The following is a 13186-nucleotide window of genomic DNA, read 5'->3' as shown; positions in this document are numbered from 1 at the left end:
GCAGGGGCGGGTCTGAGACCCGCCCGTACGGCGCTGTGCCATTAAAAAAGAGGCGCCAATCGGCAAAAATCAAGGCCCGGGAGGCGCCGGCGCCGGCATGGGCTTCCGCGGCAGCTGTTCGTCGCGTTGCGCCGTGTGGTACACAAACGTCGCGATGATCGTGGCCGCCTGCTTGAGGTCGTCCGGGATTACATGGTCGTAATTATCCATGTTGGAGTGGTGCGTCCGCGAACTGTAGGCGATCGGTTCCTGGATGAACTGGAAGCCCGGGAGGCCGACGGCGTCGAATGCCAGATGGTCCGTGCCGCCGGTGTTATTCAGCGTCAACGTGGCGGCGCCCATGTCATGGAAGGGCGTGAGCCAGGCCCGGAAGATCGGCGCCACGCCCTCGTTGCCCTGCAGGTAGACGCCGCGCAGTTTGCCGGTGCCGTTGTCCATGTTGAAGTACCCCGAGAACTTCTCGTGCGCCGGGAAGAGCTTTGTAGGCGGCTGGCCGCGTCCTGGCGACTCGGCGAAGTGTTCATTCACATAGGCGCGAGAACCGAGGAGCCCCTGTTCTTCACCCGTCCAGAGCGCAATCCGGATGGTCCGGCGCGGGCCTTCGCCTCTGGCGTCGTACACGGATTTGAGAATGCGCATGGCCTCCATCATCACCGAGGAGCCCGAAGCGTTGTCCGTCGCGCCGGTGCCGGCGTGCCACGAGTCGAAGTGGGCGCCGAGCATGACGATCTCGTCGCCAATGTCAGGATCCGTGCCGGCGATCTCGCCGATGACGTTGTACTCCATCGGATCGTCCGTAGTAAACGCCACCTGGAGGTCGAGTGCAATCGTCACCGGGATGTCCTTATCGAGCAGCCGCGCGATCCGATTGTAGTGTTCGACGGCCATGGTGAGCTGGGGCGGGGTAGCCGGCGCATCCAGGTCCTGGACGCGGGGCCCAGCGCCGAAGCCGGCAGCCGGATCGGTTGGGATGCTGGCGCCCGACACGAAGAGGGTACCATAATCACCCTTCGCGCCACGGTCCAACACGGCCAGAGGCATCTCCTGAAGCACGAAATTGGTCACCTGGCGTTGGAACTGCATGGCGCCGCCCTGTCCTCCGCCCTGTCCTCCTCCCTGGCCTCCTCCCTGGCCGCCGCCGGTCTGCGGGACAGCTGTGGCCATGCGAAGCAGATTCGAGTCGTCGTGCCGGCGCGCCAACGGCTCAAACGGCTCTTCGATGTCCCGGATGGGCTGCAGGAGTACGATCTTGTCCACCAACTGGCCGCGGTATTTCTCCAGGTCTTCGACGGATTCAGCCTCGATGCGCACGACCTCGCCGGCGACGCGGCCGGTCGTTCCGGGCGACCAGGCTTTCGGATACGCGATCACCGGAAAATCCCCGTGGGGCGTCTCGGCGGCGATGTAAAACGACTCGAGCGACCAGCCTTTGCCGAACGGCCCCCAGTCGTCGCGGTGGACGTTCGACAGGCCCAGGCCCGTCATCTCCTCGATCGCCCAGTCGCTGGCCTTGTCCAGCATTGGGGACCCGGTGAGCCGGGGACCGTACACGTCGGTCATCCAGCCCAGATACTCCATGACGTGGCTATTCTCCAGTCCCTCTTTTTTGATTTGCTCGACCACGGCGACATCTACAGGCTCGGGCTCCGACTGGGCGAAAGCGGCCGGGGTGATCGCGGCGAGGCAAAGTACCAGCACCACACGGCGTGATAGGAAAAATACGTTCATGAGGATTCGTCGATGGTCCAAGGAAAGAATCGATAATAATAACGCGGTAAGATAGCACCTCCGGCGATACCGAAGGCGCCATCGGGTATCCGGTATAATTTTTAACATCTTCCTGGTGTCATTGGTCAACACACCTTGCCGTTTCGTGGGTCGATATAGCAGGCGTCGCCGGAAATGATCCGGTTGGCGGTCAGCTCGGCGCGGAGCTGGTCGAGGAACGGCAGGATATCGACGCCGGCGTAACGACGGTCACCTTCCTGGAGAAAGGGAGGCGGGGTCTCATCCCCCGCCTCCGGAAGCGTCACTACCCGGTGGGCAACGCACAGATCGCGCAGCGTTTCTTCCAGTTCCTGGCCGGCATGTGAGCCGGCGGCCCGATGCAGTTCGATCATGCGATACGTTGTCCTGGCGCCCGCTTACTCGGACGCGTTCTCCGGGTGATAGAGTTCGTGCTCGGCATTGCCGCCGGCCAGGAGGTAGACCATCAGATCGAGCATCTCCTCTTCGTTCAATCGGTCGATGAGGCGCGCCGGCATGGGCGATATTTTCGAGATTTCTTCGCCGGCGATGTCGCTCTCCTGGAGGGTGATAACGGTTGTTGGATCAAACGGGTTCACGTTGACGGCGACCACGCCGCCTTCCCGCTTCACGGCCCGACCCATCACCTGGGAACCATCCTTTCGGGTGAACACGCTTGAGGCATACTGATCCGAAACGGCCTCGCTGGGGAGCGTGATGGCGGTGACGAGGTCGTTCCGCGAGAAGCGGTTCCCCACCCCCGAGAGCTCCGGCCCGATATTTCCGCCCTGGCCCTGGATCGTGTGGCACGCACCGCAGAGGCTCGCCTCGAACATGCGTTGCCCGTTGGCGATATCGCGTACTTCCTTCCCCTCATCGATGCGCTCTTGCAGGAGCCGGCTGACCTCCCCACGGTTCCAGTTTTTGCCGGGCCCGACCGGCTGGGGCAGCGCCGCGAAGTCGATCCCCTGCTGGCCGCTCATTTCGCCCACGAGGTCGGCGATGGCCTCCAACTGGCTCTCGGGAAGATTTTCGATGGCATTGGCGCGGACATTCTCCAGGAACGGCCGGTAGCTGGCGCCGCCGTTTTTCTGAAGCGCCTCAAAGAACCATTGAAAATAGCGACGCAGCTGGGTCTCGCTCCAGGTCTCCTTGCTGTGGCTGAGGTTGTACGCGTAGGCGATTTCCTGGGCCGAGGGCATGGCTGTGCGCATCTCGACGATGGCCTTGCCATACTGCTCGCTGCGCGCGGTGAGCGCTTCCGAGAGGATGGGGACTTCACCCTGGCCACCCCGTGCGGACTCAAGCAGGGTGAGGGTGGCCTCGTTGACGCCTGGCGCCCCCAGGTAGGCCAGCATCCGGCTGAGTTCGCGGTTGAGGGACTCGGTGTCGGCCGGATACGCCGGCGCCAGCTGATCTACCACCCGCTGGCGCCAGACCCCTTCCGGCGCGCCGAGACGGATGAACACGAGCCCGTAGGCGCGGATGAGATCGAGCTGCTGGGCTTCTGTGAGCGCGGAGTAATCGACCCGCCAGAGCGCATCGATGGCGCCATCACGCATCGAAGCATCGCCCTGGTGTGCCAGAGCGATCACGCTGTTGATCCGGCGAATGGGGTCCGGGTCGATCATCACGCGGTTTTTCCAGGTATCCACGGGCTGGTGTTCGATCGCGACGCGGGCGGCGTAGCGGATGAAGCGGTCCGGGTGGCTGAGGTAAAACCAGGCCGTGGATACGGCCTCGGCGTCGCGCCGGCCGTGGAAAGCTTCCAGCATCTTCCGAGTATCGCGCTCCCGGCTCGGCTGCTTGAAGGTGACAGGATCGGTCGACTCGGCGCCCGTGTAATACACCCGATACAGGTGCGACTCCAGATTGCGCCCCCCGGAGGCGAAGTAAAACGCCCCGTCGGGGCCGGCCACGCCGTCGGTGACGGGGAGCGGAACGCCGGAGAGGAACTCCTCGAATTCGCCGCGATACGTGCTGCCGTCCGCGATGAGATCGACCCAGTAGATGGTACCGAAGCTCCAATCAAACAGAAAAATGCCGCGCTGATACCGCTGGGGGAATTTGAGAGGGGTGCCCATCAGGACCGAAGTCGGGGATCCCTGGCCGATGTCGACCACGGCCGGCAGGTTGTCCGGGTAATACGCCGGCCACTTGCCCGAACCCGTCCGCCACCCGAATTCGCTGCCGCTGGTCGCATGGTTGAGGCGGATGGGGCGGTACCAGGGCATACCGAGGTCCCACTCCATATCCGCATCAAATACAAACAACTCGTCGTCCTGGTTAAACGCGAGGTCGAACGCGTTGCGGAAGCCGGCGCTGACGATCTCGAGGCCCTTGCCGTTTTCGTCCATCCGGGCGACCCATCCGCCGGGCGCCATGCGGTCGATGGCGTGGCCGCGGGGGTCGACGATACGCGGGACCAGCTGATCTTCCTCCCAGACGGCCGGGAGTAGCGAGTTCTCGAAGGCCGGCACATCGGTGTGGTTGCCGGCGAGCAGGTACAGTGTCTCGCCATCGGGCGCGACAACGAGGGAGTGTGGCCCGTGTTCGCCGGCGCCCTCGAAGGTATGGAGCGTCTCGATCTTGTCCAGCGTGTCGTCGTTGTCGGTGTCGAACACCCGGTACAAGCCGCTGTTGTAACCGCCGAGGCCCTCTTCGGTATTGACGACTACATAGAGGCTATTAAACGCCCAGAGAAGACCGTGTGCTTTACCAATTTCGAGGGCGATAGGCTCGACGACGGTCTCCCCCGGCGCGCCGATCGGCGGCATCGTGATCCGGTAGAGACCGCCGTGCTGGTCCGAGGCGATGAGCCGGCCCTTGTCGTCGAACGTCAGCGACACCCAGGTGCCTTGTTCGTTGTCGGAAGGCGAGTAGAGATGGTCGTACGAGAAGCCGGCGGGTAACTGAATGGTAGGTGGAGTTTCCTTGGCCGACTTGGAGGCATCGAGGCCGGAGCAGGAGGCGCCGAGCAGGGCAAACGCCAGGAAAAGATAGAGGGGAGAGCGTGACATGACGGTGGGCAGAAAAAGCGTGAGAAAGCCGTAGCGGAGGGCAGAATCTATAGCCGGAGTGGGTTGCTGGCAGGCAATCTAACGGTTTTTATCGTTCGCTCGCAACGTCTGGTAAGGATCAGGGCGTTCGAAAGCGAAAACAGTCCGTCGTGTGGTCGTCCACCATACCCACGGCCTGCATGAAGGCATAACAGATGGTCGAGCCGACGAAGGTGAAGCCGCGTTTCTTGAGCGCCTTGCTCATGGCGTCGGACGCGGGGGTGGATGTCGGCGCTTCGCGGATCGTTTTCCACTGGTTTCGGACAGGCTTCCCGTCGACAAATTGCCAGAGAAATGTCGAGAAACTGCCGACTTCCCGGACGACCTCCAGGTAGGCGCGCGCGTTTTTCCGAGCGCCCTCCACCTTGAGCCGGTTTCGGATGATGCGGGGATCCTCCAGCAACACGGCAATCCGAGTATCGTCCCAGCCGGCGATGACCTCCGGGTCGAAGCCGTCGTACGCGGCGCGGTAGCCCTCGCGGCGTTTGAGCACCGTGATCCAGCTGAGCCCGGCCTGCGCGCCTTCCAGCAACAACATCTCAAACAAATGGCGTTCGTCGTACACGGGTACGCCCCACTGCTGGTCATGGTAGGCAAGATAGATCGGATCGTCGGTTACCCAGGCGCAACGGGTCATGATCGAGGAAGAGAAGTGGATGAAGGAAAGAGGATAAAACGAAGTTACGGTGGGAAGTGCGCACTTGCCCTTTTCATCCGGCTACGGTTTCGTAGATTAGCGCCAGTTTACCTGCATCCTATACTACTAGCCAGCATAACCATCATGTTTACGTTCAGGCACCTGGCCCTGATGGCAGTCCTCGGCGTGGCGCTTACGAGCGGTTGCGCCAGCACGCACGGAGGGCAGCCGGCAACACCACCGTCAAGTCCTTCAGCCGCCAAAAAGGCCGACGAAAGCAAAAGCACCATCAAGCCCTACAAGGAAGTCGTCACCGAGAAAATGACGTCCGACCCGGGGCTGTTCACCGTTCACCGCGAAGGACAGACGCTGCTCTTCGAAATCCCGAACGAGATGCTCGGGCGGGAGCTGTTGCTCGTGACGCGGATCGCACGGACGGCCGACGAGATTGGCTACGGCGGCGAGCAGGCCAACAACCAGGTGATCCGGTGGGAACGGATGGAAGACAAGGTGCTGCTCCGCATCGTGAGTTACGAAAACGTGGCGGACGAAAACGAGCCCATCTACCAGGCCGTCCGCAACTCGAACTTCGAGGCCATCATCCAGTCGTTTGACATCAAGGCGCTCGGCACGGACTCCTCCTCGGTGGTGATCGATGTGAGCGCGTTGTATACGGACGATGTGCCGGTGCTCGGCCTCCAGAAATCGCGCCGCGAAACGTACAAAGTCCGCCGGCTCGACAAGACGCGCTCCTTCATCAATTCGGCGAGGAGCTACCCCGAAAACGTGGAAGTCCGCCACGTCCTCACGTACGACGCCGCCGAGCCGCCGTCCAACGGGTCGTCGAGTTCGATCTCGTTGGAGATGAACCAGTCGATGATCCTGCTGCCGGCGGACCCGATGCAACCGCGCCTCTGCGATAAACGAGTGGGCTTCTTCAGCGTCCGCCTCACCGACTACGGCCGCGACGCACAGCGGGCCGAACAACGGTGCTTCATCACGCGCTGGCGTCTGGAGCCAAAGGACCCTGCCGCCCATGCCCGCGGTGAACTCGTGGAGCCCATCAAGCCCATCGTCTACTACATCGACCCCGCCACGCCGGCCAAGTGGCGGCCGTATCTGAAGCAGGGCGTGGACGACTGGAACCGCGCCTTCGAGGCCGCCGGCTTCAAAAACGCCATCATGGCGAAGGACCCGCCGACACCGGAGGAGGACCCGGAGTTCAGCCCGGAGGACGTCCGCTACTCGGTCATCCGCTACTTCTCCTCGCCGATCGAAAACGCCTATGGCCCACACGTCCACGACCCACGCACGGGCGAGATCCTGGAGAGCGACATCGGCTGGTACCACAACGTCATGAACCTGCTGCGCAACTGGTACTTCATCCAGACAGCCGCCATCAACCCGGACGCGCGGAGCGTCCGGTTCCGTGACGAGGTCATGGGCCGGCTCATCCGGTTCGTATCCGCCCACGAGGTAGGCCACACGATCGGCCTGCCGCATAACTGGGGGTCGAGCGCGGCGTACCCGGTCGACTCGCTCCGGTCGAAGGCGTTTACCGACGCCATGGGCACCGCGCCATCGATTATGGACTACGCCAGGTTCAACTACGTCGCGCAACCCGGCGACGGGGTCACGAGCCTCATGCCGGACATAGGGGTGTATGACAAGTGGGCGATTAAATGGGGGTACTCCCCCCTTCCCCAGGCGGCCTCGGCCGACGCCGAGCGCCCCATCCTGAACCAGTGGGTGGTTGAGCGGGCCGGCGATCCGATGTACTTCTATGGCCGGCAAGGGCCGCGCATCGACCCGCGCTCGCAGAACGAGGACCTGGGCGACGATGCCGTCAAGGCCAGCGACTACGGTATCGCAAACCTGAAGATCATTCTCGAAAACCTGGTATCATGGACCCAAGAAGAGGCCAAGGATTACGAAGACCTGAATGAACTCTACGGCCAGCTCGCCGGCCAGTGGAATCGCTACGTCGGCCACGTGGCGGCCAATGTCGGCGGGTGGCACGAAGACTTCAAGACGTACGATCAGGACGGGATGATCTACGAGATGGTGCCCGAGCCGCGCCAGCGCGAATCCATGGAATGGCTCGGTCGCGAGGTGTTCGCGACGCCGTCGTGGATGCTGGACGAGAGCGTGCTGCGGCGCATTGAAGGCGTCGGCGCGATGGACCGGCTCCGCCGCTACCAGGTAGGCGCCATCAACACCCTGCTCGACCCACAGCGGCTCGCGCGCATGATGGAGGCCGAGGTGATGATGGGCGACGGGACGTACACGCCGGCCGAACTCTTCGCCGACCTCCGCACGGGCATTTTCTCCGAACTGAGCACGACCGGCTCGATCGACGCCTTCCGTCGTAACCTGCAACGCGGCTATCTGGAACGCCTCGAGTTCCTGATGACCGAGGAGGCGCCGCCGACCACGGCGTCAACTGCCGCCTTCGGGTTCACTAATATCGATGTCAGCCAGTCGGATATTCGCGCCTATGTCCGCGGTGAACTGGAGACGCTGATGGCGGAAGTAGACCGGGCGCTCAACCGCCGAGGCGATACGATGCGCCGGCTCCACCTGCAGGATCTGCAGGCGCGGATCACGGAGATGCTCGATCCCGAATGAGACAACGGCGACACCGCTACAAGGCCCCCTGTTGAACGTCGGCAGCCCGTGCGTTCTACAGGGGCTTCCAGCCCAGAGGCAGCATATCGCAAACGCTGCTTTTCCAGCTCCAGTAGCCGTACCGGGCTACGCTGAAGGACTCTTGCAGAAAGCCCTGCTCGTTGAACGGCACATAGTCCAGCAGCGGCTCCAGAACTGAAAGCTGAGGTTCGGGCATGCCGGTGTATAACTTGCGACCCTGGTAGAAGGCCGCGTGCATGGTTTCATTCAGATAGACGACATGCAGGTACGCCGGCAACCGCAGCACCCGTTCGTAGGAAGCTCGCCCCGGAAGGATGAGCGAGTCGACATCGACCTCCGCCCGCTCCTCGCGGGTGGCTTTCCGAAAATCCAGATACGTCATCAGCCAGGAGGGACGATCAAACAAAAACGTCCGGAATCCTTCCGCTTCCGCCGTCCCGCCGGCCGCGGCGCGCAGGAAATGCGCCATCGATCCGAAGTACGTCTCGCGCCGGTTTTTCTCCCACCGGCGCTCCTCCCGGTCGTTGTTCGGCGTCAAGTCCTCAAAAAAGGGTTCACCGAGATAACGGTGTTCGTTGACTCGGGCGCTAAACTCGCGGAGGACGTAGGTCAGGCGGTACCCCAGCGCTCGATTTTCGATCGTTAGCGGCGCGACGGCGGATACGGTGAACGTGCCGTCCGCGTCTTCGATGTCGATCACCTCGGGATTCAGGATTTCACAGCCATTCCGATTGGGCGTCTGGCCCAGAAACAGGGCGTAGAACCGCTCGAGATCGCGCGTGCGCCGGCGACCCCGCTCCGCCGTCACCGATACCTCGCCGACCGTGTAAATCGCCTTCGAAAGACGAATGGATACCTCCTGCGGGACTCCAGCTTCGATGGTGATCGTACGCGTCTCGGGGACAAACCCGAGGATGGACACCACGAGTTGGTAGGCTCCCGGCGGGATATCCGCCAGGGTGAATGCGCCTTCCGGCCCCGTGATACCGCCGTAGGCCGAGTTGGCCAAGAAGACGTGTACGTCCTCGAGCGGAGCCCCGCCGGCCGAGTCGACGACACGGCCCGTGAGCTGCGCCCGGGCGACGCCGGCGCTAGCGGCCAGCATGGCGATCAGGAGGAGGTTTTGGATGAGAGAAGGACGCAAGAGCTCGTTAATTCTCGATCTGCCTATTTTTTGCCTCGATTTGCCCGCGCTTTTGCAAGTCTCGCAGTAACCCGACAAAGCCGATCACAACCACGGGGAATGCCAGATATTTTATCTCCGGTCGGAGCATCGCCAGGAAGAGAAAAAACACCGTGCTGGCGCCACCGATGGCCATACGAACCGGATGGCCGACTTCAAAATAGGGCTTGAGTTTCATGGCATCACCTTGATTATCCGGTCGGCAAGGACACCCTCGTGGCCCCCTCACGGCGCCACCAACCCCGCAACGGCTTCATCGTCGCCCGTCAGTTCCCAGGCAATCAAAGCCATCGGGATCATCCCCGCTTCATTGACGGCGTCCATGAACCCCTTCAGCGTAAACGAGTCCCCCTGCTGACGCGCCATCCGGGCGATGAGCTCCTCGATCTGGATTTTGCCGACCAGGTAACTCGTCCCGTACATGGGCTGTTGCAGGTAGAGGTGTTGCTCGAACCAGACCGTTTGCCCGTCGGTCGGAAGCCATCCACGAGGCGTCCACTCGGAGGCGTACTGGATGGCCTCGTCCATCGTGAAGGTATTGGCGTGCATGTACAGATCACCGAGGGCGCGAGCGGCGCGCTGGGCGAGGAGGACATAAATCAGTTCGCGGGCGCGCGGCCGGCTGTCGAACAGGCCTGCGTGCATCATCATCTCCTCCATCCCCGTCGCCATCCCCTCGGCGCGGCTGACGAAGATATTGTAAAGCAGCGGTTCCCGGCGAATCGGACTCTCGTGCGGCTCCTCGACCATCCGCGCGAGATCGAACCAGTGATAGCCATGTGTCCGCATGACGACGCCATCGCGGTAGTTGGCTTCGCCGAAGAACTCGCGCCGGCCATTCACCGGCGGGCTGTACGTTCCGATCCTGGCCCGTAGCGCGGCGTCCATGTAGGGCTTGATGGTGACGACATCCTGCTCTTCCAGAAACGCCATGTACTCGGTGACGGCCGCGTTCAGATTGCGGTCGTAATCTGCCGCGTCTTCGATGGGTTCGAGTTCGGGAAGAAGGTGATTACGGTGTTCTTCCAGCTTCAGGGCGGCATGGGCGCGGGCGAGTTCGCGCTTCATCATCGCCACCTGGTCCGCCCAGGTGTACGGCACCAGCATCACGTTCTTCAGGAACCAGTCGTAGTTTTCCACCCCAACCCCGGACGCCCCGGTCTTCGCCGACGCCTCGGCTTCCAGCCAGGTGACGAAGGCACGCGTGGCCTCTGCGGCGGCGCGGGCATCACCCTCCAGTGGCGTTCCGGCGGCTCGTTCGGCGAGGGCATCCAGGTCCCCTGCCTGGCCGGCCATGGTGCGAATACCGGCCACCCAGAGGTCACGCTGATCGCCCGTCAAATGGGCGCGTGCCTGATCCAGGAGTGGCGCGATGGTCTGCACGCGGCCGGCCACCACCTCGGCATCGGCCGGAGCGAGCGGAAAGGTATATGTAGAGAGTTCGATGGCGCCGTGGACGACAGGGCCTTCGCGCGCCGGCACGTCGGTGGGCGAGGGAAACAGCATCGTATAAAACGCCGGGTTGTTCTCCCAGGGCCGCAGCATGCGATGGTCGAAATCCAGCCCGTTCATCTCGGCGCGCACGATGTGGTAATCCACCTGCTGGTTGACGGGCCAGCCAGACGGGTCGATGGTGGCGAGGCGTGCCTGGTAGCCGGCGAGGGCGCGGTGCTGCTCGGCCATGGCAGCGAGGGAATAGTCGGGCACCCCGTCCACTATCACCGGGGGTTGGAAGGCGCGCCAGTCCGTGTGCAGCGCGAGCAAGTCGTCGTACGAGGTGGATGCGGTGGGTGGGGGCGCCGGTTCGGCGGCCGGACCGCAGCCGGCGAGGATGCCGGCGAGTAGGAGGATGGGGGTGAATAGTCGCATGGGTAACGGGAGATATAAGCGCGCTGAGGCGCGAAGACGCAGAGTGAATAGGCGGAGGGGAGCGCGACTCGAAGCCCCGTAAAGACGCAATACATTGCGTCTCTCAGACCATGAAGCACGAGGCGACTCTCACGTCATGAAGCCCCTCGGTATCGCATCCCGCCGATAATACAGCATCAGCAGAAAATAGACGAGGTATTTCGCCGGCCCCGGATACCCCCCGTCCCCCGCCATCAGATGGCTGAAGACAGCGCCGGCCATCACCGCGATCAACACGATCAGCGAGGCGAGGTTGGCGCGGGGAATCATCAACCCGATGCCGGCCGCTGTCTCGGCGATCCCAATCGGGATCTGGATCCACGACGGGTACCCAAACCGTCCGTCAAAGTCGAAATCATTCGAGAAATTAGAGATCCCCCAGAAAAAGAACTCGATGCCGAGGTAGATCGACACCACCCGGTAGATCGCGTCGGTGATGGCGCGTGAACCGATGTCTTTATGATCCTGCATCTCCCTTCGGCCCCGCCGGCATGTTCTGGTTCAGGTACCGGGTCAGGAGTTCGTACAGATGCCGTGTCGTGCCCGGGCCCTCGAAGATGCCGTGGGACCGATTCGGGTACGCCATCATGCTGAACGACCGGTTGTATTGCACCAGTTTGTTGATCAGCGCCTCACTACCCTGATAGTGCACGTTGTCGTCGCCGGTGCCATGGATGAGCAGCAGGTTATCTTCGAGATGCTCGGCAAAGGTAATGGGCGACCCCTCCCGGTAGCCCTCGGCGTTTTCGGACGGCAGCCCCATGTAGCGCTCCTGGTAGATCGTGTCGTAGTACCGCTGATCCGGGACGGGCGCGACGGACATCCCGGTGTTATACAGACCGGGGTACCGGAAGAGGGCGTTCAGCGTCATCGAGCCGCCGCCGCTCCAGCCCCAGATGCCGAGGCGCTCCGAGTCGACATACGGCCACTCCGCCACGGCTTTTGCGGCGGCGGCCTGATCGGCCGAGGCGAGTACGCCGATGGCACCGTATACGATCTTCCGCCAGGCGCGTCCGCGCGGCCCGGGCGTGCCCCGGTTGTCCACGCTCATCACGATGTAGCCCTGCTGAGCCAGCATCTGGTGCCACAGATATTGATGCCCTCCCCAGCGGTCGACCACCGTCTGCGACCACGGCTCGCCGTAGACATGGAACAGGACGGGATACTTCATCGACGGGTCGAAATCGGGCGGGCGGATCTCGTAGGCGTCGAGCGCCACCCCGTCGCCGATATCGATCTGGAAGAAACGGGTCTCGCCGAGGTCGAGGCCGGCGAGACGTTCCTTCAGGGCCGCGTTGTCGACGACCGTCTGAATGGTTTTATGCTTCGGGAGGGTGACCAGCTCGGTTACCGGCGGCGTCGCGAGGGTAGAATACGTGTGGAATGCCCAGCGGGCGCCGGGGGCGATGTTGTACGTGTGGAAACCGGGCTGCGTGGCCGGCGTGAGCCGGGTCACCTTGCCTTTGCCGTTGAGGAGCGCGCGGTAGAGGTATTGCTGGGTGGCGTTGTCCGGCGAGGCCATGTAGTACAACCAGCCGCCCTTTTCGTCGATATGAACGATCGACAACACGTCGGTTTCCGCCGGCGTGATCGGGAGCAGGTCGCCCGAGGCGCGGTCGGCTGCGTACACCCGCCGCCATCCGTCCCGTTCGCTCACCCAGGTGAACTTCCGGCCGGCGGCGAGCCAGCGAAAATCATCCCGGCCCTGCACGTCCACCCAGGCCGAGTCCTCCTCGACGAGCACCGTGCGCATTTCGCCGGTCCGCGCGCTCCCCAGGATCACCTCCAGTCGGTTTTGCCGACGGTTGAGGTGCTGGAGGACGATCTCGATGGAGTTGGCGGCCCACTCCATGCGGGCGATGTAGTTGTTTCGGAGGTCGTCCGAAGGCTCGAACCACACGATGTCGCCGCCGGCGGCGGGGATGACGCCGACACGGCCGGACGAGTTGGTGGTGCCGGCTTTGGGGTACTGGATGGGGATGGTGTAGGAGTAGAGCGAATCCG

10 protein-coding genes are annotated in these 13186 nt (G+C 63.0%); 1 reads left to right on the top strand and 9 read right to left on the bottom strand.

All coding sequences use genetic code 11. The annotated features are described in order from the left end of the window. Positions 1-69: 69 nt before the first annotated feature. The 4 genes from SH809_16305 to SH809_16290 all read right to left on the bottom strand — a co-directional run bounded on the left by SH809_16305 (position 70) and on the right by SH809_16290 (position 5442). Positions 70-1728, bottom strand: a complete 1659-nt coding sequence (locus tag SH809_16305; protein MDZ4701275.1) for a M28 family peptidase — start codon at positions 1726-1728, stop codon at positions 70-72. A 125-nt stretch (positions 1729-1853) separates the two neighbouring features. Next, complete coding sequence (locus SH809_16300) at positions 1854-2120, bottom strand: hypothetical protein (protein MDZ4701274.1); 267 nt, start codon at positions 2118-2120, stop codon at positions 1854-1856. 24 nt (positions 2121-2144) lie between these two features. Then, positions 2145-4766: a c-type cytochrome gene (locus SH809_16295; protein ID MDZ4701273.1), complete on the bottom strand. Its 2622-nt coding sequence runs from the start codon at positions 4764-4766 to the stop codon at positions 2145-2147. Between the two features lie 118 nt (positions 4767-4884). Beyond that, positions 4885-5442, bottom strand: a complete 558-nt coding sequence (locus SH809_16290; GenBank protein ID MDZ4701272.1) for a DNA-3-methyladenine glycosylase I — start codon at positions 5440-5442, stop codon at positions 4885-4887. Positions 5443-5586: 144 nt separating this feature from the next. Here SH809_16290 and SH809_16285 point away from each other — a divergent pair, with 144 nt between their 5' ends. Beyond that, complete coding sequence (locus tag SH809_16285) at positions 5587-8070, top strand: zinc-dependent metalloprotease (protein MDZ4701271.1); 2484 nt, start codon at positions 5587-5589, stop codon at positions 8068-8070. A gap of 55 nt (positions 8071-8125) precedes the next feature. On the opposite strand, the gene SH809_16280 is transcribed toward SH809_16285, so the two are convergent. The 5 genes from SH809_16280 to SH809_16260 form a co-directional block, all read right to left on the bottom strand. Next, positions 8126-9235, bottom strand: a complete 1110-nt coding sequence (locus tag SH809_16280; protein MDZ4701270.1) for a carboxypeptidase-like regulatory domain-containing protein — start codon at positions 9233-9235, stop codon at positions 8126-8128. A 7-nt stretch (positions 9236-9242) separates the two neighbouring features. Next, positions 9243-9452 carry a hypothetical protein gene (locus tag SH809_16275; protein MDZ4701269.1) on the bottom strand — a complete coding sequence of 70 codons (210 nt, stop codon included), beginning with the start codon at positions 9450-9452 and terminating at the stop codon, positions 9243-9245. A 47-nt stretch (positions 9453-9499) separates the two neighbouring features. Further along, positions 9500-11143 (bottom strand): DUF885 family protein, encoded by a 1644-nt coding sequence (locus SH809_16270; GenBank protein ID MDZ4701268.1) that lies wholly within the window; start codon positions 11141-11143, stop codon positions 9500-9502. A gap of 129 nt (positions 11144-11272) precedes the next feature. Further along, positions 11273-11653 (bottom strand): DoxX family protein, encoded by a 381-nt coding sequence (locus tag SH809_16265; GenBank protein MDZ4701267.1) that lies wholly within the window; start codon positions 11651-11653, stop codon positions 11273-11275. After that, the coding region (locus SH809_16260) for a prolyl oligopeptidase family serine peptidase (protein MDZ4701266.1) at positions 11640-13186 on the bottom strand (1547 nt) is incomplete at its 5' end. The genes SH809_16265 and SH809_16260, both read right to left, overlap by 14 nt.

The organism is Rhodothermales bacterium, assembly GCA_034439735.1.
Taxonomy (GTDB): Bacteria; Bacteroidota; Rhodothermia; order Rhodothermales; family JAHQVL01; genus JAWKNW01.
The sequence above is the reverse complement of the archived record's forward strand: the minus strand, read 5'-3'. Positions and strand labels throughout refer to the sequence as shown.

Bases quoted from the DNA above. Each gene is read 5' to 3' on its own strand.
- SH809_16305 (MDZ4701275.1), bottom strand. From the start codon at position 1,728: ATGAACGTATTTTTCCTATCACGCCGTGTGGTGCTGGTACTTTGCCTC.
- SH809_16300 (MDZ4701274.1), bottom strand. From the start codon at position 2,120: ATGATCGAACTGCATCGGGCCGCCGGCTCACATGCCGGCCAGGAACTG.
- SH809_16295 (MDZ4701273.1), bottom strand. From the start codon at position 4,766: ATGTCACGCTCTCCCCTCTATCTTTTCCTGGCGTTTGCCCTGCTCGGC.
- SH809_16290 (MDZ4701272.1), bottom strand. From the start codon at position 5,442: ATGACCCGTTGCGCCTGGGTAACCGACGATCCGATCTATCTTGCCTAC.
- SH809_16285 (MDZ4701271.1), top strand. From the start codon at position 5,587: ATGTTTACGTTCAGGCACCTGGCCCTGATGGCAGTCCTCGGCGTGGCG.
- SH809_16275 (MDZ4701269.1), bottom strand. From the start codon at position 9,452: ATGAAACTCAAGCCCTATTTTGAAGTCGGCCATCCGGTTCGTATGGCC.
- SH809_16270 (MDZ4701268.1), bottom strand. From the start codon at position 11,143: ATGCGACTATTCACCCCCATCCTCCTACTCGCCGGCATCCTCGCCGGC.
- SH809_16265 (MDZ4701267.1), bottom strand. From the start codon at position 11,653: ATGCAGGATCATAAAGACATCGGTTCACGCGCCATCACCGACGCGATC.